A 24,790-nucleotide genomic window follows, 5' to 3' on the forward strand; every position below is an offset into this window, starting at 1 on the left:
TTTAGTATGCAGTTAGTACGGGAAAGTTATTTTAGGTGCTTTTGTACCAGCTTTTGCAAAATGCGTGATACCGCCACAAAACCAAAGGTCGCCGTTACCATGGTAGCTGCGCCAAAACCGCTCGCACAGTCCATACGTTTTGGACCTTCCGCAGAAGCCTTCATATTACATACCGAACCATCCGCTTGTGGGTATTTCAACTGTTCGGTCGAGAACACACAATCAATACCAAACTTACGCTTTGGATTAGTTGGGAAGTTATGGTGACGACGCAAAGTATCACGCAGCTTCTTCGCTAGCGGATCTTGAATCGTCTTCGTCAAATCCGTGATTTGAATTTGAGTTGGATCGGTTTGACCACCAGCACCACCTGTGGTGATCACCTTGTATTTGTTACTCTTACAATGCGCTAGCAGTGCCGCTTTTGGCTTCATGCTGTCAATGGCATCCAAGATGTAATCATAACGACCATCGAGATACTCACGCACGTTATCAGGCGTAATAAAATCATCGATCAAGTTAACCTTACACTCAGGGTTGATCAACTTGATACGCTCAGCCATCACTTCAATTTTGCTTTGACCTACGGTGCCTGTCATCGCATGGATTTGACGGTTAATGTTGGTCACACACACGTCATCCATATCAATCAATGTCAGCTCACCGATACCTGAACGCGCTAACGCTTCGGCCGCCCATGAACCTACCCCACCGATACCAATCACACATACGTGTGCTGCTCGGTAAATTTCTACTTCACTATTACCGTAAAGGCGACGGGTGCCACCAAAACGTTGGTTGTAACTGTCTGATGCTGGGGTATCTAATTCGCGCATAAGGGGTTCACTGCTTTAAGTCGTTCAGATAAAGAAGGAGCGCGTGTTATACGCGCTCTGTTCTCAATTGTCCAGATTATACCTGATGTCGCCCAAGGGCGTAATCCACACCGATACCATCGTATAAACAACTCTTTTATATCTGTCGCTTATTGCTTCGTCGCTGGTGCTGATTGCTGCGCTGGTACATCCCAAGGGTTTTCCGTCGCGGTATTTGGTAACCCTAGCTTCCACACACGACCAAAATGCTTGTAATGTCCAGCATCGATACCTGCTTGTTCCCCCATACCGTGGTATAGATCCAAATGGTTCTTTTTCACCGCACCACCAGTGTCCAGTGCCATCAACAGCTTCAGTACATGTTGACCGTTCCAGTTACCTTCTGCGTCCAACTGAGGCACTTCCGCTAAAATCACACTGCCCATTGGCAAGTATTCACGATCCGCCGCAACCGAGGCATGCGCTTGCAGTGGGATCCCCGCAGTTCCCATGACATCCAAGCTATCTTGCGGCTTAAAGAAGACATACGATGGATTTTGCTCTAGCAGTTCACGTACTGTCGCTTCATCTTGTTGCTCGACCCACTCAGCAATCGCTTTCAATGACATTTTCTCGCGAGGCACTTCACCACGTTCAATCAAAATGCGGCCAATGCTGACATAAGGGTGACCATTTTTACCCGCATAAGCGAAATATTGCAGCTGGTCGTTATCATCGAAATGAACAAAGCCACTACCCTGCACTTCCATCATGAACACATCCAGCATCGACGCACTGTAGCCGAGTTCCAATTGCTTTCCTAACAGCACACCGCTATTAATTTCAGCGCGTGTTGGACACTTGCCGTCACACTCAGGCATGCCGTAAACAGGGTATTTAAATGTCTCGTCAGCTTGATGGCGAAGCTCAATCACAGGTGAGAAATACCCCGTAAACATTACGTTACCGTAACCATCACCGCCGCCCATTTGCGCGGCTTGAATACCGTAATCAGCTAACTTCGCAGGATCGCCAGACAACACCGCCCAGCTTTGAATCTGGTTATACAGAGGGAAGAACTTCTCTGCCATCGATGGCGAACGCTCCACCACCTTCATCATTTGCGCGTCGAACTGGCTGTAATCGCGGATTTTATCTGATTGAATGGTATCGACTTTATTCAATACCTGCTCAAATTCGCCATCAATATATTGCTGACCTCGATCAGTGGGCTTGGCACAACCTGCCAAACCTAGAATGCACAATGCAAGAGTTAAGTGACGAACCACGATAAGCCTATATAAGTTAAATAAATCAACAACAAGTATAACAAGCCAGTTCAAATTCGAACTAGGTTGATTGTAAAAAGCAGGTCAGTATTTTGTATGGAAATATTGATTCCGACAAAACTACCATCCATCAGGGTTGTAAAGCCCTCGAACCTGCAAAATCTCTACTGAGCTCGACGATTATAAATACTACCGATTTCTTCTTTTTCTCCCGCAGCACCAGCAGCATCTAAGCCGGCACTAACAATATCGCTAATGGTTGAAATACCATACCCCGTTAAGCGGAAGTTCGTGCCTACAGAAGAGTGGCCGCCCCAACACGCACCGTTTGAACCTTCGGTACCCGAAGCTTTCTTATGCATAATCGTAGCGGTATTTTTTGGCTCGACACAGCCACCTTGCGCTTTCGTGACCCCAGGCAAGGTTTTCGGATCAACATCAATCCCAATCGCAAACAGTGACAAATTTGGATAATCCATTGCAATCTTTTTACATAACCCACGCTCACTCAATTTTTTTAAAATTTGAGAATGGTCGATCACATTACCATCTTTATAAGTCACCTTATCGGTGCGGTTAGGTCGATCACCACCACCAAGAATAAAAACCATGGTCGACTGCTTTTCTTTATCACCGTGATGATGATAATCGTTCAACGCCTGTAATATGCCTTGATATGATGCGCTCCAACCACCAATATACTTATCCAACTCATCACCGACCGATTGTGTTTGATACGAATTCGAGGTAAAAGTATTAATCAAGCCAAGGTAATTACTGACCTTCTCCGTACTCGTGTTGTATTTTTGATCCGCCACCGAAACCGACCTAAAGTTTCCTCGGCATAAGCGATTATGAGGAAATGACATCAAGCCAGACTCGCGTGTCGTATCTGCCAACGAACTTCGAGAGTCTAAGGTATGGATCGTTTGTTGGTAATCGATATGCTTTTCGGCATCAGGTAACCAACTAATTGGCGAACGACTATCGAAAGTTTCTGAAACATAAATTCCATAGTCATCCTTGCGATTCTTAACTGACCGTAAATCTTGCCACTTGATCGCACTATCATTCCAGTTGAGCTCACCAAATCCTTTGGCGACACCCAATCCATTCACATGTTTTTCTTCAGCTGCCGAATAAAAGTCCAAGTGATTTTGGCATACAGCCAACTGTGCACCGTCATTGTCAGAGTGAGAGGTACGAGTATCAAAAGGAAAAATAGCAACATTGCCTTCGATAGGCTCAATATCGTCTTTAGTTTTATCAACCGATTTACCCAGTTTTCGATTAATAAACTCATGGGCAATTTGGTGGGAAACAAATAACTTGGCGGTCTGTAAACGATAATGATTAGGTGCATATTGGATCTGACATGTATTCATATTCATGTTCATAGAATGATCCATCACCAGAAAAACATCACCCACACCTGATTGCATCGACACTTTTTTTGAAGCCGCAAAATTGGCAACTTGCTGAGTTTCATCAAAAGAAGGAACGCCAGCCATGTCCATCCAAGAATCATGCTCAGTCGAGGCTGCAACTTTGTATTCCAGAAATTCAGCAGTCAGCTTTTTCCCGCCAACATTAACCTCTTCTTCTCCGCTCTTATACTCAATATTTAATGCGGGCAGTTTAGTCTCGGCATCCGGTAAATAACTGCGTGCCACCTTAGTCACCAACGCATGGTTTTTGTCATCTTCCGTTACTTTGGCTTCTTGGGCTGCCAATAATAAAGACGCCGTCTCCAATGCATCACCTAAGCGTGCTTTATTATTTAAATAACGCGCCCCTTCTACACCCAGTGCCGTTAAACTCGCTAACGCAATGAAAATTAACACGAACCAAATCGCAGCCACGCCAGACTGTCGTTTTATTAAATGCATAAATTAACGTCCTACATTGATGCTGGAAGAGCGAATCACGATGGGTTGGCTTGATGACTGCGCAAAACGTTGGAATAAATCGGGGCTTTCGTAGCAAACCGTTACCCGATACATCGGCATATAACGCTTTTTATTGGTATAAGGCGCTAACGTAGTAAATTCAGATTTATCTAAAACATCGCAAGATAACTGTCGATTACCAAATTGAAAGATGTCGTAATTTTTAATACTCGGCGGAATATCTTTACTCGCCGCGTTATAAAATTGCGCACCCTCGACAATCAAGGCATATTTATGCTCACTAAAACCCACACGTTGACGCGATAAGGTACTGCGAACAATGCGATCTATTTGTGCCGCGTCAGCTTTTGATAATTCTTCTCGCACTTTTTTAGCATGTGGCGTCGAATACAACGCACTACGATCGCGAATAATATTGACCATCGAATAACTCAAATTATCGAGCTCACCTTGAATCGTCATTTTTGCAGCAAGATCGCCAGCAAACATCATGCACATCGCTAGTGCACCTAAGACAAACGTTAATTCAATCGCTACTGAGCCGCGCTGCTTATTATTATTTATAACCATCATGATTTATACCTCGCGACGGCCAAACTCTTGTACCGCAATCACCTCACGGTGAATGGGAAATTCGGTGTAATCACCAAAACGAATGAGAGGCTTATAGGTATAGGTCAACTGATAAGAGGCTATTGGCACTTGAGAGGCATTCAGGCTATGCAAACTATGGTCTTGAGCAAGAGATGCAACGTTAGGATATAACTTCATATCAACGACAAAACTGTCGTTTTTACTCATGATCCCCCACAAAGAGAATGCGTTTTTCTGCAGCTGTTTTTCAAAAGCTTTCTCAAACTCATCTTCAGTGCCGATCTTTAATACTTTGATATCTCGGGTCACTTCAGAAGCCGCAAAATTCACTACCGCTATCGTGTAGTTTCTAAGCCCAATATCCATGATCATTATGGTTAGAAACCACAGGGCTAGAAAACCTAACGCAAACTCGATACTTGCAACCCCTTGCTGCGAACGATAGTTCTTTTTCATATTGAATAATGCATCTCTATTTGGCATACCACGACGACAAGATGTCAAATTTATGACGTAACAGAAAATGCAGTCTACAAAAAAGTAAATATGAAACAAGAGAGGTTTGAGCAGCCTAATAATATCTACCAGATATATTTAGCTTGTATAAAATAACAGCACAAATTAGTAACAACTAACTAAGCCATTGAAAAATATAAACTATAGATATTTATTATTTATACACGAACAATATATTTAATCGCATTCAGAGGTTGTTTTCAGCTGTACTGACAAATCAATAAATAGAGTTCACGAATTAACTTCGCTAATTTAAGAGTCAGATATAACCCAATTATTCGCGGCGATAAAAAAGATTTTTTTACTAGGGAAGGAGAAAACTAAAGCACTTTTGACTAAAGTACTTGGCGCGAGAACACAGAGACGTAGTGCGACGGTGACTTTCGCATGAACTCTCCAGAGAAATAAGAATACACGTACTTTTCATCACCATACTGATAACTTAATTCGTTACCATCCCATTCATAATGCGTACTCGCCACGCGACCATTCACATAGACCCCGTCAGAACGCACTTCAAAGCTCTCAGAAGCATAGTCAGCAACCGCCTGCTCAACCCAAACACCATTGATATTCGCTGGCGGCTCAGGTAGCAGCCATTCGTATGGGATCACATCGCTTGTAACTAAACCAGCAAAGGTTAACCCACTCATCAAGATACCAAGTAAGAAGGTAGCTTGGAGTTTACGATTGGACTTTTTAGAAGGCTTAGGGGCTTGGCTCATACTACTATCTAACGTCTAACCTTTACGAGTACGTGGTTTAATACCACGGATGAGAAATAAATATTTATTCAAGAATCAATAACGGGATCTTGAAGCAAAAAAAAATATTGGCGACACTGGTTAGAACACTCTTTTACACGGACGTAAATTTTGAAAAATCGCAGCATGGAACTCGTTAAGGGGTTTCGCCAATCCGCCCCTTATGTCAATGCTCACGCGGGTAAAACCATTGTGGTTATGCTCGGCGGCGAAGCTATCGAACACCCTAACTTCACCAACATCGTCAACGACATTGCCCTACTCAATAGCTTGGGGTTACGCATCGTTGTGGTGTATGGCGCACGACCGCAGATTAATGCTTTACTCACTCTCCACGAATATTCAACACCTTACCATAAAGGGATCCGCGTCACAGACGAGCGAGCGCTCGATATAGTAAAGCAAGCCGCAGGTCATCTCCAGCTCGATATTACGGCACGTTTTTCAATGGGGCTCAATAACACCCCAATGGCGGGTTCGCAAATCAATGTCCTCAGCGGTAACTTTGTGATTGCTCAACCTTTAGGGGTCAATGATGGGGTGGACTATATTCACAGCGGCCGAATACGTCGTATCGACTGCGATGGTATCCATCGTCAACTTGCCCAAAACGCCATTGTCTTACTTGGTCCAGTTGCCAGCTCAGTAACTGGCGAGTGTTTTAACCTTACCTCTGAAGAAGTAGCGACCCAATTAGCGATAAAGTTAAAGGCGGACAAGCTAATTGGCTTTTGCTCCGAGCAAGGTGTGATCGATGACACAGGAACCGTGCTCTCCGAACTGTTACCCAATGAGGCTGAAATCGCTCTGCAGCGCCTGAGCACCATCAACCAAGAAAACAGTGGCACAGGTCGCTTTCTTCGCGGTGCCATTAGTGCTTGTCGTGCTGGCGTACCACGTAGCCACTTGATCAGTTACCAAGAAGATGGCGCCCTGATCCAAGAGTTATTTTCTCTTGATGGTATTGGTACGCAAATCGTAATGGCGAGTGCGGAAAAAGTGCGAGCAGCAGGGATTGATGATATTGGCGGGATCCTCGAGCTCATTCAGCCATTAGAACAACAAGGAATTTTGGTGCGCCGCTCTCGTGAACAACTGGAGCAAGAAATTGAGCGCTTTACCATTATTGAGCGGGACGGATTAATCATTAGTTGTGCCGCCATGTACCCTTTCCCAGAAGATAAAATGGCTGAGATGGCATGCGTGGCTGTGCACCCTGATTTTCGCGATGGCGACCGTGGTAATCTACTGCTCAACCGCTTACGCCAACAAGCCAAGGAGCAAGGGATCAAACAGCTGTTTGTGCTCACTACTCAAAGTCTGCACTGGTTTCGAGAGCAAGGCTTTGTGGAGTGCAAAGTCGAGAAACTACCAATGGAAAAACAAGCGTTATACAACTTCCAGCGCCGCTCAAAAATCCTCGTTTTGGACTTATAGTCTGCGCTCAGTCTTTCCCTCACCTTGATCAAAAAAGGCTCATTATTTAATGAGCCTTTGAGTTAGGACTAGTAACGCTTGATCAGCTTGCCATGATCGCCCTTACAATCCCAATTCTTCACATTGTCATCTGCCACGTAATAACCCGAAGGGATCGGCGAATCACTACAAACATGCATAGAACGACCTGATTTATAGCGAATATTATAACTATCGCCACGGCCTGTCGTTGAAAGACGACATGACGAACTCGTTCTATCATTGGCGGTGATCACCCAGTTCGCAGGCATGTCATCAGTACAAATGGTGTATTTTGAAGAGGTATGTAATTTAGTCGCTACAATGGCATTTGGATCATTTCCCCAACCACTATCACATGAGTAGCTTCGAGTGTAACGCGTGATAGCATAGCCAGAAGGTGGATTTGAATAGACACCACAAATAACCAACTCACGGCTAGAAGCGTAAGCTTGTGGCTCCATACCCGACGCATCTAGCTGCTCAATCGACTCAGAGTGTTGTTGAACGTATTGATCAAAACTTAAATCAGTTGCCGAACCATCTGCAGCAAACGTAGGTAGTGCGATAGCTAACAGAGAGGTAAGAAGTAATGGTTTCATAACTTTCCTTAATCATGACAGAACCTCATCATGATGCAGCAAAGCAGAAATCATTAAACATTATCATTACAATTCATGGAGTTAGCTATCGATAATACCTTGTGAACATGCAACCAATACGCTCATCGTGTGACGCTTTCGTCAATAGAAACATCAATAATTGCCCTACTCAATCCGAATAAGGCAACAACGTTATTCAATGACAAAGACCCAATCACCCTAACAACTGAGCCAAACCACTGGCGCGGTCGGTACAAATACGCACAGCGCGGCTCACCACATCAGGTTGGGCGAAGAAGTGTAAGCGCGCTTTAGCACGTGTAACGCCGGTGTACACCAATTCGCGGGTCAAAATCGGGCTGTATTCGTTTGGTAGCACCATTAACGTATCAGCAAACTCTGAGCCCTGCGATTTGTGGATTGTCATCGCATAAGCCGTGTCATGCTCAGGCAAACGACTCGGTAGTACCCCGTAGATGCTGCCATCGGGCATTTCAAAATACACCCTTAATCGCGGCTTCACCCCAGGCTCACTCGGTTCGTACATAGCAATGCCGATATCACCGTTATATAGCCCTAAACCGTGGTCGTTGCGGGTGATCATCACAGGTCGGCCAAGATACCAAGTATCTTCGCTGGTACTGATTTTACCTACACGTTCAAGGCCGCGCTCAATCCGCTGATTCAGACCTGTCACGCCAAAATCCCCTTCACGCAGAGCACATAACAAGCGCACTTGCGCAAACGCATTTAGCACCTCTGACGGTGAGGCTTGTTGCTCGATCAAATCCAGATAATCTCGGTAAAAGTTAACCGTCATTTTGATCATGGTTTGATAGTTATCAGCCGACAATGGGTATTGGCGGATATCAGCAAAACCTTGCTGCCACACCTTATCTACCAAGGCGGATTTACCACTATTGATGGCCTTCGCCAGTTGACCGATACCTGATTTGGCATGAAAACGGTAACTCTTGCGCAGCATACACAAACTATCTGCAATCACGCTGGTTGCCGCTGCGCCTGCAGGTAAATGGTAGCCCGTTAGCATGCTCAATTGTTGAGCCTGAGCAGAGCTATAGCCTTGGTCGATAAAATCACAAATATCGCCTAACACAGCCCCTGCCTCAACCGAGGCTAATTGGTCTTTATCGCCCAATAAAATCAATTTGGCATGAGGCGGTAAGGCATCAAGCAACCTTGCCATCATCGGCAAGTCAATCATTGATGCTTCATCAACCACCAGTACATCCAAGTGAAGAGGGTTATCACGGTGATGACGAAAATCGACGCTATTGGGAATCGCCCCCAGCAAACGGTGAATGGTACTCGATTGAGTGGGGATCAAGGCTTTGATGTCACTTTCAACAGGCAATGACTTAACCGCCGAACCGATAGACTCAGTCAAGCGTGCCGCTGCCTTCCCTGTTGGCGCAACCAGTTTGATTGTTGGCGCTTCGTGGTCTGACGCGAGATTGGCTTCCATCACCAATGCCGCCAACAGTTTTGCCACCGTGGTGGTTTTACCCGTACCCGGACCTCCGGAAATCACTGCAAACTGGCGGGTTAACGCCATTGCCGCTGCCACTTTCTGCCAATTTAGGCACACCGAAGTAGGCACTAACTTATCGAGCGCAGCTAGATCTCCTATTTGCTCTGCTTGGGTTAACACCGCATCTACCGCAGCCCAATCTAACGCTGCACTATTAACAATATCGAGCTTGTCACACACCTGATCTTGGCGTATCTCGGCATTGTCATTGCCTTCGGCTTTCAACTTAGCGAGCGCTTCAAACAAATAGCCATAAGTGCGCGGGAAAAGATCATCTAACACCTTTGCCATCGTTGGCGCAGGCTGGTGAAATTGCGCGGCATGGGTCAGTTTGTTAGCGACCACTTGCTCATAATGCCAGTAACGATGAAGGTACAAGCGTGGAGCCGTAAGCACCAAAGGGGTAGCAAGATCACCAGACGACACCACTGGCAAATCCGCTAACAATTGCGGCCAAGTGGTAATATCTGGCAACCCATCCAGCAAGGCAGCAGTGTACTTCGGCGGTAAATCCATCACCCGCTGAGCACTTTTTTCATTCAGCACCAAGCACACATTACCTTTACCCAATTCGTAACTGGCCCAAGCCGCTGCCAATGTCGCGACAGCCTGCGTCGGCGTGTCTTGCGGTGAACTCTGACAGTGCTGAGCAACAAATTTAGCAAACTGATAATCCAATGGACGCAGCACACCTTGCTTGGTCAATTCATGTAATCGCTTAAGCATCGATTTGCTCTCCATCAATCAGTTTTTCCAACTCTGTGAGTAACTGCTCACTTGGCTTGGCATGGAAGATACCACTGTTACCTTCGGCGGTGATCCCACGCAAGAAGAGGTAATACACGCCACCAAAATGCGTGTCGTAATCGTAATCTGGAATTCGGCTTCTTAGGAAACGCTGCAGCGCCAAGGCATAGATTTGATACTGTAAATCATAGCGGTGATCACGCATCGCCTCGACCAGCTGCTGACCGTGGTACACAGAAGGGTCATCACCCAAGTGGTTTGATTTCCAGTCGAGCACGTAATATTTGCCTTGATGCTCAAATACCAAGTCGATAAAACCTTTAAGCATGCCGCTTACTGTAGCAAAACCTAACTCACCCGCTTTGGCTGACACCTGATCGTGCTTGGCAATCACCTTGGTTAGCATAGGGGCCGATAGCAACTCGATCGGCAGTAAGAACTCCATCTCTGTCAAACGCTGCGAAGGGGTTTTCTCGCCTAAACGCAACGCATCGCCGTCTAACGCACAACCCATCACTTGGCGGATCAATTGCTGTAAAACTGGCAGCCAAGCGAGCTCATAGTTTTCTTTTACTAATAACTCGGTCAAAGTCGCCACGGTTTCTGGGCTATCGACTGGCGCGGTAAACTCAATTTCCTCAAACACGGTATGTAGGAAAGTACCCGGACGCGCACCGCGTGGGAAAGTGTAAATCGAGTATTCCGGCTCAAGCTCAATATGATGCTCTTCATCCGCGGTCGTTGCTTCTTGCGCCGAGTCACTATCAAAACCCGGTAAATCAAAACTACTGTCGTAGGAGTGTTGATGTCCCTGTTTGACCAAGCTTGAATAGCTGGTCATCCACCAGTTTCGCTCGATATCCGCTTGAAAATGACTAGCCGCGAGCGTTGGTCCTTGCTCAGTCAGTGGCTGCCATTTTTCATCGCTAAGCACTGGTGGAGAATCCACGGTGATCGCCGACGACTCTTGAGCCAGTTTTGCTAACGCCAGCTCTAGCGCTGCTATCTCGCCCTCTTGACCGTTCTGTACTAAGTACCCCATGGCAGATAAATGCAGCCCAGTTGGTCCTTTGGTCGCTCGACCATTACGGATCGGGGTCATCCCAACAAAACAGCCGTACACAGCGCGAGTCAGAGCAACGTAAATCAAACGTAAGTCTTCCGCTAAACGTTCTTTATCGGCTTTTTCTAGCGAGTCTGGTTGCGCGGTAATATCTAGAATCGTGGTGTGCTGAGCTTCATCGTGGTATTTAGCTTCGCTGGCTTGGCGGTAACTACACACAAACGGCATGAAGACCAGATCGTATTCCAAACCTTTCGATTTATGGATAGTAACGATTTGCACCAAGTTACGTTCAGATTCCAACCGCTGGATTTGATCCTCAGCGTTGCCATTTGGCTCAGCCACATGCTCTGCCAACCAACGCAGCAAACCGTAATCACTATCTAGCGTTTGACTGGCTTCTTGCAGCAGTTCACCAATGTGCAGTAAATCGGTCAAACGACGCTCACCGCCCTCTTCTGCCAACAAACGTTCTGCAATTTGGTTACGACTCATTACTGCGCGAAGCATCGGCATCACGCCACGGCTTAGCCATAATTTACGGTAGTCTTTAAACTCGGTAACTGCGTTTTCCCACCGGTTTTCATCATTGTTTAGCTGATCTAACTCAGCCGCCGTGTAAGCAAACAAGCTCGAAGCGAGTGCCGCTCGCAAAGCGCGATCGTTTTCCGGTGTTAGTACCGCTTGTAGTAAGCGTTGGATATCTGCCGCTTCATAGCTACCAAACACACTATCGCGGTTTGATAAATACACACTGGCGATACCTTGTTCGGCCAGTGCCTGACGGATCAATTTGCCTTCGCTACCCGTACGAACCAATACCGCAATATCACCAGCCTGAATTGACTTCTTGCTGTCTTTATCTTGGAAAAAAGCGGTCTCTTGCTGCGATTGAGTCAAAATATCTTGGATCTTCGCCGCTGTCGCCGCTGCCATTACAGTTTGGTATTCCCCTTTGGTAACGGGTTTATCATCTTGGCTATCATGCAACCAAAATGTCAGGGCATGCTGTGATTCCCCGTTGAGCCACCAGCTACGGGTTGGCGCTTTCGGGCTATGGGCAACAGGCAAGAACTGAATGTCTTGATCGTACATAAACGGGCTATCAGGAAACTCAAACACCTGATTCACCGAGGCAATCATATCGGCAGTTGAGCGCCAGTTGGTTCCCAAGGTGTAGTGATCGGTCACCTGACGGCGAGCCTGGATATAGGTAAAAATATCGGCGCCACGGAATGCATAGATCGCCTGTTTCGGATCGCCGATCATAAACAGACCGCAGCCAGCTTGTTGCGCGTCATCTGTGGTATAGATATTACTGAAAATACTGTATTGCAGCGGATCGGTATCTTGGAATTCATCGATCATCGCTACCGGATACTGGCCTCGAATACGCTCGACCAACAACTGCTCACTGTCGTTATCAATCGCCGCTGAAAGCTGAGTCAGCAAATCATCGAACGACAGCCAACCTTTGCGCGATTTCGCCTGCGCCAATAACTGACGACATTCTTGAATCGCATGCGCCAGTAGTGGATCGCGCAAGTTCGCAGGTGAGTCTAAAAACTCCCCTACCTCAACAAATACCGGGTGCTGTGGCGGATTGTCTTTAGATTTTTCAATCAAGACTTGCTGGTGAAAGCGCTCCAGTTTATCGGGCAACTCATAATCATGGGTTGGCGTCGCAGCCCACTCATTCACCTGTGCCAGCCATGTTGGCAAACTCTTTTTGGTATAGCTGCGTTTGTTAACCCCAGAGCCCGCAATCAAGGCTTCAAAATCGGCTTGGTGCTCTCGCCATTGAGCTTTAAGCGCATCAATGCGCTGCAAATTAGTCTGGTGAAGTTCCGCCAATGAATCCGTCATCGCTTCCACGCTGAGCTTCACTGGTGCACCAGTTAAGCTACCACCGATATCAGCCAATAGCGCCGCAGGTGATGCCCACACATTACGCACTTCTTGTGCCAGCGCATGAGGTAAATGGTAAAAGGTTCGACGCCAATAATCCGCTATCACCATGCTTTTGAGCTGGCTTTCATCGGTCACAAATTCATTGTTAAAACGGCTGCCCGACTCAAACGCATTCTGGGTCAACATTCGCTGACAGAAACCATGAATGGTGTAGATCGCCGCTTCATCCATTTGGCGTTCGGCTTGCAATAAGATCTGGGCTGCCGTTTTGTGATCGCTAATTTCTGCCAACAATGGCTGGATCACAGGATCGTCACTCACCCCACGACTAAACGCCAGTCGTGCATCATGAATACGGGCACGGATACGATCGCGCAGCTCAGCGGTTGCCGCTTCCGTAAAGGTAACCACCAAGATCTGATCCACGTTCAACTCGGTATGATGGCGGCTATCGGCACTGCCATGACCTAGCAATAACCGCAGGTATAAGCTCGCAATGGTAAAGGTCTTTCCCGTCCCCGCCGATGCCTCGATCAAACGCGCACCGTGGAGCGGAAATGTCATCGGGTGAAGGGTATTTGCTTGATTATTCATCCCCGTTGTCCTTTTCTACCTTATTGATTGAATGAGTCGTTAATGACGACGGTAAACGCCCTGTCCAGCGCTGCCCGTTAAATATTGTCGGTGTCATGCACTTCACCTTGCTGATTAAGCTCAGCATATTGTTCAGTTACCACTCATCACTCTTGAGTGTGATCAATGGCTTAGAATTAAAAGTTAAGCCGTCGGGATTATTATGCTTTCTATTGATGTGAGAGTTTTCTCACAGTTTAACGCCATAGCATTGGGTAGTATCGCCGGCAAGAAATATGGTCACCTCTGGACCAGTGGCCGTACAGCGAACACCCTACAAATAAGAATGATTTGCTGGCGGCCACACTACATCCCTACTCTTTTTCGACACTTTCACTATTTATCACCGCGGCCTGCAATATTCTGCTAGCCAGCCGTGCTGCGTCGGTCGCTAAATTTTCATCCCACATCGGCCAAACGCGCGCGATGTAACTATCGGCACCTTCCCCGGCAAACAAGTAACCATCGTTAAAGGTATCTGCCATTTTTTTCAGGGCTTTTTGCTCGGTTTCATCATCATCAAGCCAGTTACCTTTGCGATCAAAATGGGCTTGGATCCCAGCCAAAGCCGTTTTCGGGAAATACGGTAGCGGCTGATTTAAACCATCAAAATACAGCTCAATCGCTTCTTGCAAGTATTGCTTGGCTTGCTCGGCATCAATGGCCAGCAAACGACGATGCTCACCATTACCAATAACATGACTCACTTTGCCACTGTCCGCACCCGAGCCATTGGCACTTGCAGCGAGACAAAGGTGATCAAACCAAGCAGTGAGCAGATCTTGCGAGCGCACCTTACCACTTCGATAACGCACTAAACCCGATTGATAATACTGCTTGAGCCAACCTTGCAGCTTCACGGTATGCCCCTGATACTGGAACGTCAGATCCACTTCGTGATCGGCAAGTGGCGCATGAATAAGGGGATAAATGTCCTCAGAAATGGTTTCAACTTCGCTACGAGTCGCAGCCAAATCCAAATCACCAAAGGCTCCAACAGGCAAGCGTCCCGCAGCCTTTTGCTGCGCGGCAAACAGGGTGAACACCTGCTCTTCATCAGCATTTGTAAGCTTGGCGTCCAGCAATTGCTGTAATAGCTGTTCACGCATCTGATAACCATCCAAGCCGTTTAAAGTAAAAGGCTCATCATCTTCGGTCACGGCCATTGGCGGTTCAAAATAAACTTTTAACCGACGATTAAAGAAATAACGCACAGGTAAACGCCAAAATCGCTGCAATTCGGCTAAATCAAGTTCCAATACTTTGTCGTCTGGCAGGGGCTCTGATTCGAGGGCTGTTAGCTGGAACGCACTGGCGGCTTGTCCTTGGCGCTCTGCCGCTGGCAACCATTCCGCCGCATAACTGGCAAACTGCCCGCGGAAAGCGCTCGGGCTAAATGGGACCAAGGCATGATGGTGGAATAAGTGCGCTTTGAGCTTATCAGCCGATTGATCGACCGCGAGCGCTTCATCACCAGCTAAGCAATAGCCTTGCTGACAATACTCCACCAGCTCGCTGACCAACACTGAAGGGACTTTCTCGGTGTTATCTTGAATTGAGCGGCCAACATAGCTGATATACAAAGTCTGCTGCGCCGATTGCACCGCTTCTAAGAACAGGTAACGGTCGTCGTCACGGCGAGAACGGTCACCGGCTTTGGTGCGCCCGTCCATTAAGTCAAACCCTTCAGCAGGCATGCTGCGCGGGTAAGCACCATCGTTCATCCCTAGCAAACACACCACGTTAAACGGGATCGAACGCATTGGCATCAAGGTACAGAAGTTCACTTGTCCGGCAAGGAAACGTTGGCTGACACGCTCACCCGAGAGTTTGCTGGTCAGGTACTCGGTCAGCACTTGCGGTGAAATCAGTGCACGATAGTTGGCATCATCTAATTGCTCTTGCAAACGATGCAAACAATCGCGGATCGACTTCAATACGAGCTCTCCTTCGAGCTCAACCGCAAAGAAATCATCAAGCAGTTGGTTCAGGGTTGCCGTCCAATCAGCGACGGATTGGGCTTGCGCTAAGCCGTGGCGATAATCGACAAGTTTGTCGATAAAACTCGCCAATTGACCAGCAAGTTCGGCATCCAAACCTTGCACTTCATCGTAAGCAGAAATGCCATCAAATAGGCCCGCTTCGTACGGCATGGCATAGCCAAGCAACATGCGCTGAATACCAAACAACCATGTATTTTGTTGCTGCGGCGGTAAATCGAACTGGCTCGCGGTGTGACTATCTAAGCCCCAACGTACGCCAACCTCTTCGATCCAGCGCTTAACTTTGTCAAAGCTCTGGCTATCAAAACCAAATTTCGCCATCACCGCTGGCACTTCTAATAGCTCCAACAACTCGGAAGCCTGACAACGGCTTTCAGGCAAGGTAAGTAAGCGCAAGAACGCAAGCAGGATCGGGTTTTCTTGCTCGGCGGTACGGTCGGAAATTGAGAACGGGATATAGCGATTCCCCGGCGCATTACCAAACACCGCTTGGATCGCAGGGCTGTACGCGTTGATATCTGACACCATCACTATGACATCACGCGGCTTTAAGCTGCTATCTGCGTCGAACATCGCTAATAATTTATCGTGCAGCACTTCGACTTCACGCATCGGGCTATGACACGCTTGGATCGAGAGCGAGTGATCGTCAGGTTGAATGGTTAGCTTATGGTGGCTGGAATCGAGAATATCGTCGTTTTGACGATCGTCTAAATTCAAAATATCGGCTTGGATCGAATGCAATAAAGTATCGGGTTCAATATCGACAAAAGCTTCGATTTCATTGGCTTCCATCTCCGATAACAGGAACAGATTATCACGCCCCAGCTTGCCCATTGAGGCCAACAAGCTGTTACCCACCGCATCGGTGTGCATTTCATCGATCACGTTATCTTCGATACTGCCTTTTAGCTGATCGGTTAAATCGCCATGCTCACTATGATCATCCAACCATTTCACCTGCAAACGGCGCTTTGCCGCTAAACGGGCAAGGTATTTACGATCGCGCACTTCACCCCAGTAATAACGACACGGGTTGGTGAACATCAAGTGGACATCAATGTGCTCGCCGAGTGCAGCCAAGGCATCCATATAACGCGGTGGCAGCGATGAGATACCAAAGACAAACAAACGCTTTGGCAGTCCTTCTGGCAAGGTGCCGCTGGTTTGAGCATAGTTTTCTAGGGTTTCAATGAAATGCTCGTACAAGTTAGCACGGTGGTACGGTGACTGACCGAGCGACAAGGTATGGTCGTACAATGCCTGCCATAACATCGGCTGCCACGGGTGTTCATCGCCAAGCTCGGCAACGGTTTCCCCTGCTTCCCATTGTTGGATCCATTCAGGGCGGTATACCAAATATTGGTCGAAGATATCTGCAATTTTCTCGGCCAACTGGTAAATCTTCAAGCCATCTTCATCCCCTTCAAGGTAACGACGTAATGGCTCAAACTCCTCTAACGCCAACTGGGTCGGCAGCACTTCCATCAGCTTCCACGTCATGGCCTCTTTGTTGAACGCGCTGCGCTCAGGGACATCACTCAGTACCTTGGTAAACATGGTCCAAATAAACGTCGCTGGCAGTGGGAACGTGATATTGGCCGCAACCCCAAACGACTTCGCCAATTCCAGTTTGAGCCATTGCGACATCCCTGGGCTTTGCACTAGGATTTGTTCTTGCTCAAAGGGATTATCAAGCGGCTGAAGACGGATTAATTCAACCAGAAGGGATTTCAGCATATCAAGCTGATTAGAGTGATAGACAGTAAACACGCAGATATCTCACGAAAAAGAGAATGTTATAGGAATTGTCTACCAATCATTGCCGAGCAGCAAATAGAATTGACGCCAAACCCGAGTTCAACAGGTTTGGCGTGTGAAGATTAAGCGGTGGCAGGAATTTGGAACAAACGACTCAGTGGACGGTAGTGGGCTAAATATCGCACCGCAACGTAACTGACTATCAAGGTTGCCATCCCTAATTCAAATCGCGCCAAGGTCGCAACTTGCTGAACGTACTGCACATCAAAACCAAACTGGGTCATCCAAGCCGCGACTTTAAATAGCGCGGTCGCGCTGATCACCACCGGGAAGGTAAATGCCGCGTAGCCCGCACTGAACGGCAACCGTAATAGGCGATAGAAAGTCAGGTAAATAACAAACGTCATCAATACCGCAATACCCACTAACAGACCAATCACTACTGGTGATGGCGTAGCCGTTACCGTCAAATACCCCGCCAATGATAGACTCGCTGGTGCCGCCATAATAGCAATGGTTGGTTTGGCTGCATCATGAATTTCAGCGCTAAAGATCAGGCGGTAAATCATCAGAGGCAACATCACCGCATAAGCGCCCATGCCAAATACAAGCAAGGCATCAGCCAAAGGTGCAAAAGCGCCTCCTGGGAAAGCCACATCAGCAACAATAATCCCCACGGGCGGTACAAACCAACTAGGTACCATGTGGTGTAATTCAAATTCCCGTGCTCGATGAACAATGAAGGTCAGCAAGAAAGCCAAGTGCAAAACTACCGCCACCAACCATAGCCCTTGACCAACCACAGGATAAAACTGGCTGATTGCTTTAGCGACCACCATGCTTGCCATGGCATAAGTCGGTACTACACTGCCCACCACTGGATGCGCTAAGTCTTGCCACAGCAGCCGAGGGTGGCAAATAAACTTCACCGTTAAAATCAGCAACAGTACAGCGGCAATGCCCGCCCCTGTTAGCTGCGCCATGCCCTGCGCGGGGACGGCATTTTCCCAACACCAACCTAAGCTGGCGATACCTAAAGCTAATCCGGCCATTGGGGTCGGTGCGCCTGCCACTTTTCGTTTGGTTGCTTTTAACATGACATCACTCCACCTGCATTTTGCGTGCTCAACACACACTGTGAGAATAAAATGCAGTCTAACTCGCTGCTATCATTTAGAATATCTGAATAAATTTAACCCAAGGTTAAGTATTACTTAACGGAAAACCGCGTCGTTGAGTGACTCGACTCAATCGCCTATCAACTGGGTTATCAATAACAGGTATTATATTTGCAACTTTCGTTAAATAATAGGATTAACACCATGGCGTCAGCGATTGCCCTCAAACAGCTCAAAGTCTTTGTTACTGTCGCGCAAGAAGGCACGATTACTGCTGCCGCCGACAAATTGTTTCTCTCTAAACCTGCGGTCAGCATGGCGTTATCTGAATTAGAAAAGCAGCTCGATCACAAGTTATTTGACCGCAATAACAACCGCCTGATCATCAATGAACAAGGTAAGCGTTTATTACCCCTTGCCGATGAGTTACTGGCCCGTAGTCAAACCATAGAGCAGCTATTCAATCAAACGGGTCCCGCTACGGGTCAACTACGCATTGGTTCCAGCGATACTGTGGGCAATCAACTCACCCCGTTTTTGTTGCGCGACTTTCGCCGCCACGCTGATCACCACCAGCAATCGTTATTTATTGCCAATACCAGCCATATTTGCCACATGTTGAGTGAGTTTGAATTGGATGTCGGATTAGTTGAAGGCAATGTTCAGCAAGCGGATTTGATCAGCCTACCGTGGCTTGCCGATGAAATGGTGGTGGTTGCCCACCCTGAACATCCACTTGCCAAGCTCAACCAAGTCTCGCTACAAGATTTAGAGCATTCCGAGTGGATTTTGCGTGAACCCGGCTCTGGCACACGCGAGTTTTTTCTTAATCGGCTTGCGCCACGTCTCGCCAATTGGCAACAAGCGTTTGAGCTCAATACCACTGAATCAATCATAAACTGTACCGCCGCCGGCTTAGGCTTAACTTGCCTGTCGAAATTCGCGGTCCAGCGCGCCGTTGCCGATCAACGCTTGGTGATCTTGCCACTGCCACTCGATATGCAACGCCAGTATTGGTTGCTATACCACAAAGAGAAATACCAAAGTCCGCTGATGGAACTCTTCATCTCTTTTAGCCAGCAATGGCAATTTACCGTCTAGTATCAGCACTTACAGTCATTCTGACTTACAGGCGGTTATCACCAGTACTAAAAGCAATAATCTGGCTGATTTGGCACAGTGGTCGCCCTGACTCCTGCTGCCAATCGTTAAACGCCGCTAACGTGGCTTGCTGCGATTTTTTAGTATCGCGTCCGCCATCGATCACCCCAGTGCTGCGCAAGTAAGCTTCAACATCACCGCTTAAAATAAAGGTATCTTTGCCCATCACACGCAAAGTATAAGGGCCAGTATTACCGCCCAGTCGCTTACCGTGCTTTTTCAAGTGCTGCCACAAACCTATGATGTCTTGCTGTGGCCACTGGGCAACCATGTTGGCAAAAGAGCCGTACTCACGAGTCGCTTGGTGGATCATGCGGGCATTTTCAGGAATCGTCATCACTTTGCCTAAGTGACGAATAATGGCTGGATCGGTCGCTTTACGCTCCCACATTTCATTTGGCATCAGCAGCATTTTTTCGATATCAAACCCAAAAAACACCTCTTCAAAATTCGGCCATTTGCTGCGAACAACCTTCCAACTCATGCCAGATTGAAAGACTTTCTGGGTAAAAGCCGCCAACCAACGGTCATCGGGGATCGCCGCTAACTGCTCAGCAGATAATGGCACCGATAACATCGATTCCAATGCCTCGTCACCGCCTTTTCGCTCTGCTGCTCGCGCATAAATATGAGTAAATTTTTCCTGCACCATCACATATCACCGCTTATCACTGGACATACCCCTTGATGCTACTGTATAAACAGCCAGTAAATCAATTCGGGAGAGGGTGACCATGGCTGTTATCGTCAAATATGTAGTTGAGCGCAACGGAGAAGAAAAGATGACTTTCACCTCTAAGTCCGAAGCCGACGCATACGACAAAATGTTGGATATGGCTGACGAAATGTTTGCTTTACTAGGTGAAAGCGAGCTATTCGAAGACGAAGCAAAACAAGAAGAGCTATCTATGTTCTTGGCACAAAAACGTGAGCAAGTACTGGTAGCACTGGGTGCAAAAAAAGCGAAAGCTGCACCAAAGAAAAAAGCCGCGAAACCTGAAGTGGTAGCAGATGCGCCACAAGAAGACGCAGCGTAAGCATTGTTTTGCACCTATCCTTAAAACCTCCGCTTGGAGGTTTTTTTATGGCTCAAATTTCAGCATCTTCAGTCCCAGCCACCCATTTTTGTCCGATCTACGTCATTTTTCACTGATTCCCCTCTCACCCCTTCTATATTTTGATAACTCTCTTTATGATGAAGCTAACAACATAAAGACGAATTAAGTGCTATGCACTTTCGAGATGGAGAACAATTCAAGATGGCCAATTTTGCTCTTGCCTTAGGTACTGCTACCAAAAACCGTGATGGTAAAATCATCGAAGCTTTCTTCCCAACACCAGTACTAAACCCAAGCGACGCTTTGGTTGACGCAATTGCTGCAGTAGTTGAATACAAAGAAGGTAACCAAGCGATTGAAGTGACGGCTGCTCAGTGTGCAGATCTTAGCGCTGCTTTCGCTGCTGCTGGCGATGACAAAAGTGCACAGTTTGCTGCTAAAGCAGCAGACAGCAAGCAACCACTAGTAATGGTGATCCTAGCAAGCGACGAGCAACCAACCTCGGTTTCTGAAGCCTTCCTTAAGCTACAGCTTATTTCTCACCGTCTTGTTAAGCCGCACGGCGTGGTACTGGATGGCGTATTCGGCCTTCTTCACAACATCGCTTGGACTAACCAAGGCGCAATCGACCTACCAGAGCTAGCTGATCGTCAAATCGAAGCACGCCTAAACGGTGAAACCCTCACTGTCGATTGTGTTGATAAATTCCCTAAAATGGTTGACTACGTGGTACCAACTGGCGTGCGTATCGCTGACACGTCTCGCGTTCGTCTGGGTGCGCACGTAGGTGAAGGCACTACCGTGATGCACGAAGGTTTCATCAACTTCAACGCAGGTACAACTGGTGTGAGCATGGTGGAAGGTCGTATTTCTGCAGGTGTTGTGGTTGGCGACGGTTCAGATATCGGCGGTGGTGCGTCTATCATGGGTACTCTATCTGGCGGTGGTAAAGTAGTCGTATCTATCGGTGAAAACAGCCTACTTGGCGCTAACGCAGGTCTTGGCTTCCCTATGGGCGACCGTTGTACGATTGAATCAGGTCTATACGTTACAGCTGGCTCAAAAGTACGCATGCTTGATGCAGACGGTAAAGAAGTAGAAGTCGTTAAAGCGCGCGATCTTGCAGGCAAACCGGATCTACTATTCCGTCGTAACTCAATGACAGGTCAAATCGAATGTCTAACCAACAAGACTGCGATTGAGCTAAACAGCGAGCTACACAGCAACAACTAATTGAGTTGCTGAACATCCGTCCCCTTTTCGGGCGACACAAATAACAAAGGCTGCCTGTTGGCAGCCTTTACTGTATGAAATTACGATTAATAACCACGCCCAACCAAACCGTAACTACTACTGTTAGATGTGCAATCATTTAAGTAGCCTGAATTAACGACCGTATTTGGCGTTTGGCGCCCGCTACAATAATCAAATCGCCCTTTGAGGTAACCGGCTCGGTACTCTTCATACTCGGTTTCACTTAATGCGCCCAAATCACCTAATCGGTCTTCATTGAGCTCACGATACCCTTGTTCACCGTGGTAATTACCTAACGCCTGCCAATCTTTATTCTTGGTCAGTTCCGCTTCATAAAACGAACTACAACCCACGATCAGCCCTGCCAGCAAGGCTATGCTTATCCATTTTGCCATACTTACATCCTCTGCCACTGACGCTTATCTTGCATCATTGTTGTTATTCATGACTGAAATACGCTTGAGGCGGCGTTTCAGTTTATTCCAAACGGTATAACGTTAAGCCACCAGCCAAATGTTACCCGCTCAGAATCACTCCACTGCTGTGGGAGTCATTTAAGTATGGTTGAAATTGACAGAAAACGTGTGATGAAACTCGAATATCACAACAGTGAAGATTGCATACTCTAATTACCAGTATTGCTTAATCGTAAGTTAATTGAGCGCAGCAGCGGCTTGCTGACCACTGACAGAGTGACTGCCCCAAAAGACCAAACTCCAACCAATCAATACAGCAGCCAGCAACACACTTCCTAGATGCCATAATTGGCTGATACCAAAGTGCAACAACAAGCTACTAATGATTGATGCAATGATCATTTGCCCAGCTCCAGATAAGGCTGAAACGGTGCCCGCTTTATCCGCGTATGGCTGCAATAAAATCGACTGAGCACACGGAAATGCCATCCCGTTCGCCATCGCTAACAAGAAGTGACCGCCACTCACGGTATAAGGCGACAGAGGCATTACAATAAAAATCAGCCCAGCAAGTAAATGCAGTAAAGGCGTTAAATACAGCATCTTCATGGTGCCGAGTCGAGGCCGTACCCGCTGGCACAAGAGACCACCACTCAATAAACCTACCGCTGGCATCATCGCCCATAACGCGTACTCATCTGAGCTCATCCCAATTTGTACCTGCATAATAAAAGGCATCAGGGAAATCGACAGCACCACCAAGGTGAAGTTAACCCAGCCAATGGCAGCGAAGCTCATGAAATGGCGTTCACGCAGCAATGAAAAATAAGAAAGGGCTAACACCTTCACCGATTGCGGACGCTCGGTTTGCGATAAAGTTTCTTTGAACATCACCATCAGCAATAACCAAATCACGCCCACATACACTAACAGCAGCACAAACAAACTGTGCCAACCAAGGTAGTGATTCACCATCCCCCCAATCACGGGGCCGATAATAGGCGTAAAGGCAGCAACAATGGATACCCAAGTCATGGCTTTGACAAAGTTCTGATTTTGATAACTGTCACGCATCGTCGCTCGCGCCAGCACACTCACACTGCCGACGCCAAAACCTTGTAAGATCCGCCCTATCAACAACCCGGTAAAACTGGAGCTAAAACCAACCACAATCACCAGCCCCACCATAGCGATGGTTAAACCTGATAACAGTACAGGTCGGCGACCAAATACATCAGACAGCGGACCATAGATCAGTTGAGAGGCCCCAAACATCAGCAAATAACCCGACACCAGCAGCTGGGTTTGATCCGCAGTGATCGCAAGATCCTTGGCGATCCAAGGCAAAGAAGGAAAAACAAGCCCAAGGCTTAGCTGGCCAACACTGACTATCAAACAAGCAAGTAGCAGGGGTTTCCAGCTAAATTTATCCATTCCACACCTCATCAAACGAAGAAAAAGTCAGTCATCACGACGGCTCTGCGCACACTTTTCTATTATGCACGTTAAAGACAAGAGTATTAGTAGCGCGAAAATAAGGAATAGTTTCCCAATAGGAAAGAGTGGTGGCATGTGTCTATATAGACATCAGAGTAGAAAAATAAACGATTGAAATTTATATACAAAAACGCCAAGCACAGATGCTTGGCGTTAATAAGCAGTGGTACAACTCAGACCAAATTATTCGTCGTGTGTTTGCGATTGAGACGCAGGCTGTTCTTTTTGAATAACGTAAGTCAGCGGATTATTAAACGAGAATTTACTTCCTTGGGTCTTCACTCGACCTTGTTTAAGCGCTACCAAAATTTCACGGTGCACTTTAATTATGGTGAAGAAACGCACCGCAATGAAAACCAAAAATGCAGGCATCAGGATTTGAGCCACTGGCGCTGACTGCAACATAAAATCATTTAATAACCAGACAGCCAACATCCCAAACATCAAGTACAAAGAATGCGGTTTGATCACCACACAAATTTCTCGCTCTGATTCGGTACGCTCGTAAAAAAACTTCATGCTTTTTAACCCTATAACTAAACCTAGCCTAACCCTCTCATAACTCAGATAATCGACGCAAGTAGAAGCCTTTCAATACACTTAACACCTTGTTTAATTCAGCAGATAATGTGTAAGTAACTATTAAGCCAATTCTTAAACCTGCTCATAAA

General features: G+C 47.1%; 19 protein-coding genes. 4 read left to right on the top strand and 15 right to left on the bottom strand.

The annotated features are described in order from the left end of the window. Window positions 1–26: 26 nt before the first annotated feature. From tcdA to A3K86_RS12535, 6 genes are all read right to left on the bottom strand, one after another. The gene (tcdA, locus tag A3K86_RS12510; RefSeq protein WP_068331451.1) at window positions 27–836 is read right to left on the bottom strand and encodes a tRNA cyclic N6-threonylcarbamoyladenosine(37) synthase TcdA; all 810 of its coding nucleotides are present in this window, start codon (window positions 834–836) and stop codon (window positions 27–29) included. Window positions 837–985: 149 nt separating this feature from the next. After that, window positions 986–2,104 carry a murein transglycosylase A gene (mltA, locus tag A3K86_RS12515; RefSeq protein ID WP_068331453.1) on the bottom strand — a complete coding sequence of 373 codons (1,119 nt, stop codon included), beginning with the start codon at window positions 2,102–2,104 and terminating at the stop codon, window positions 986–988. Between the two features lie 164 nt (window positions 2,105–2,268). Continuing rightward, entirely contained in the window at window positions 2,269–3,993 is a 1,725-nt protein-coding gene (locus A3K86_RS12520) for a TadE/TadG family type IV pilus assembly protein (protein ID WP_068331455.1), read from the bottom strand. A 3-nt stretch (window positions 3,994–3,996) separates the two neighbouring features. Continuing rightward, window positions 3,997–4,587, bottom strand: coding sequence for a tight adherence pilus pseudopilin TadF (tadF, locus tag A3K86_RS12525; RefSeq protein WP_068331457.1), 591 nt, complete (start codon window positions 4,585–4,587; stop codon window positions 3,997–3,999). A gap of 3 nt (window positions 4,588–4,590) precedes the next feature. Continuing rightward, window positions 4,591–5,064: a TadE/TadG family type IV pilus assembly protein gene (locus A3K86_RS12530; RefSeq protein WP_068331459.1), complete on the bottom strand. Its 474-nt coding sequence runs from the start codon at window positions 5,062–5,064 to the stop codon at window positions 4,591–4,593. 395 nt (window positions 5,065–5,459) lie between these two features. Continuing rightward, window positions 5,460–5,849 carry a DUF2850 domain-containing protein gene (locus tag A3K86_RS12535; RefSeq protein ID WP_068331461.1) on the bottom strand — a complete coding sequence of 130 codons (390 nt, stop codon included), beginning with the start codon at window positions 5,847–5,849 and terminating at the stop codon, window positions 5,460–5,462. 150 nt (window positions 5,850–5,999) lie between these two features. Here A3K86_RS12535 and argA point away from each other — a divergent pair, with 150 nt between their 5' ends. Then, window positions 6,000–7,325, top strand: coding sequence for an amino-acid N-acetyltransferase (argA, locus tag A3K86_RS12540; RefSeq protein WP_068331463.1), 1,326 nt, complete (start codon window positions 6,000–6,002; stop codon window positions 7,323–7,325). A gap of 68 nt (window positions 7,326–7,393) precedes the next feature. Here the strand turns inward: argA and A3K86_RS12545 are convergent, their stop codons facing one another. The 5 genes from A3K86_RS12545 to A3K86_RS12565 all read right to left on the bottom strand — a co-directional run bounded on the left by A3K86_RS12545 (window position 7,394) and on the right by A3K86_RS12565 (window position 18,712). Next, window positions 7,394–7,945: a hypothetical protein gene (locus tag A3K86_RS12545; RefSeq protein ID WP_068331465.1), complete on the bottom strand. Its 552-nt coding sequence runs from the start codon at window positions 7,943–7,945 to the stop codon at window positions 7,394–7,396. Window positions 7,946–8,159: 214 nt separating this feature from the next. Further along, window positions 8,160–10,223, bottom strand: coding sequence for an exodeoxyribonuclease V subunit alpha (gene recD / locus A3K86_RS12550; RefSeq protein ID WP_068331467.1), 2,064 nt, complete (start codon window positions 10,221–10,223; stop codon window positions 8,160–8,162). Then, window positions 10,216–13,812: an exodeoxyribonuclease V subunit beta gene (gene recB, locus A3K86_RS12555; RefSeq protein ID WP_068331469.1), complete on the bottom strand. Its 3,597-nt coding sequence runs from the start codon at window positions 13,810–13,812 to the stop codon at window positions 10,216–10,218. The genes recD and recB overlap by 8 nt, the downstream gene beginning before the upstream one ends. Window positions 13,813–14,165: 353 nt before the next feature. Further along, the gene (gene recC / locus A3K86_RS12560) at window positions 14,166–17,627 is read right to left on the bottom strand and encodes an exodeoxyribonuclease V subunit gamma (RefSeq protein WP_068331471.1); all 3,462 of its coding nucleotides are present in this window, start codon (window positions 17,625–17,627) and stop codon (window positions 14,166–14,168) included. Between the two features lie 110 nt (window positions 17,628–17,737). After that, the gene (locus A3K86_RS12565) at window positions 17,738–18,712 is read right to left on the bottom strand and encodes a TDT family transporter (protein ID WP_068331473.1); all 975 of its coding nucleotides are present in this window, start codon (window positions 18,710–18,712) and stop codon (window positions 17,738–17,740) included. Window positions 18,713–18,937: 225 nt separating this feature from the next. On the opposite strand from A3K86_RS12565, the gene A3K86_RS12570 reads away from it, so the two are divergent. Then, window positions 18,938–19,834: a LysR substrate-binding domain-containing protein gene (locus A3K86_RS12570; protein WP_068331475.1), complete on the top strand. Its 897-nt coding sequence runs from the start codon at window positions 18,938–18,940 to the stop codon at window positions 19,832–19,834. Window positions 19,835–19,859: 25 nt separating this feature from the next. On the opposite strand, the gene A3K86_RS12575 is transcribed toward A3K86_RS12570, so the two are convergent. Continuing rightward, a complete protein-coding gene (locus A3K86_RS12575; RefSeq protein WP_068331477.1) occupies window positions 19,860–20,546 on the bottom strand; it encodes a DNA-3-methyladenine glycosylase I in 687 nt (228 codons plus the stop codon). An 82-nt stretch (window positions 20,547–20,628) separates the two neighbouring features. Here A3K86_RS12575 and A3K86_RS12580 point away from each other — a divergent pair, with 82 nt between their 5' ends. Both A3K86_RS12580 and dapD read left to right on the top strand, forming a co-directional pair. Next, on the top strand, window positions 20,629–20,931 hold the full coding sequence (locus A3K86_RS12580) for a YebG family protein (protein WP_068331481.1): 303 nt from the start codon (window positions 20,629–20,631) through the stop codon (window positions 20,929–20,931). Between the two features lie 222 nt (window positions 20,932–21,153). After that, window positions 21,154–22,185 carry a 2,3,4,5-tetrahydropyridine-2,6-dicarboxylate N-succinyltransferase gene (dapD, locus tag A3K86_RS12585; RefSeq protein ID WP_068331482.1) on the top strand — a complete coding sequence of 344 codons (1,032 nt, stop codon included), beginning with the start codon at window positions 21,154–21,156 and terminating at the stop codon, window positions 22,183–22,185. A gap of 86 nt (window positions 22,186–22,271) precedes the next feature. Here the strand turns inward: dapD and A3K86_RS12590 are convergent, their stop codons facing one another. The 3 genes from A3K86_RS12590 to A3K86_RS12600 form a co-directional block, all read right to left on the bottom strand. Continuing rightward, complete coding sequence (locus A3K86_RS12590) at window positions 22,272–22,601, bottom strand: DUF2799 domain-containing protein (RefSeq protein WP_068331483.1); 330 nt, start codon at window positions 22,599–22,601, stop codon at window positions 22,272–22,274. 258 nt (window positions 22,602–22,859) lie between these two features. Further along, window positions 22,860–24,056 carry a multidrug effflux MFS transporter gene (locus A3K86_RS12595; protein ID WP_068331484.1) on the bottom strand — a complete coding sequence of 399 codons (1,197 nt, stop codon included), beginning with the start codon at window positions 24,054–24,056 and terminating at the stop codon, window positions 22,860–22,862. A 246-nt stretch (window positions 24,057–24,302) separates the two neighbouring features. Continuing rightward, entirely contained in the window at window positions 24,303–24,638 is a 336-nt protein-coding gene (locus tag A3K86_RS12600; RefSeq protein WP_068331485.1) for a hypothetical protein, read from the bottom strand. Window positions 24,639–24,790: the final 152 nt, after the last annotated feature.

The sequence above is a fragment of the Photobacterium jeanii genome (assembly GCF_001650345.1).
In the GTDB taxonomy this organism is placed as follows: Bacteria; Pseudomonadota; Gammaproteobacteria; order Enterobacterales; family Vibrionaceae; genus Photobacterium; species Photobacterium jeanii.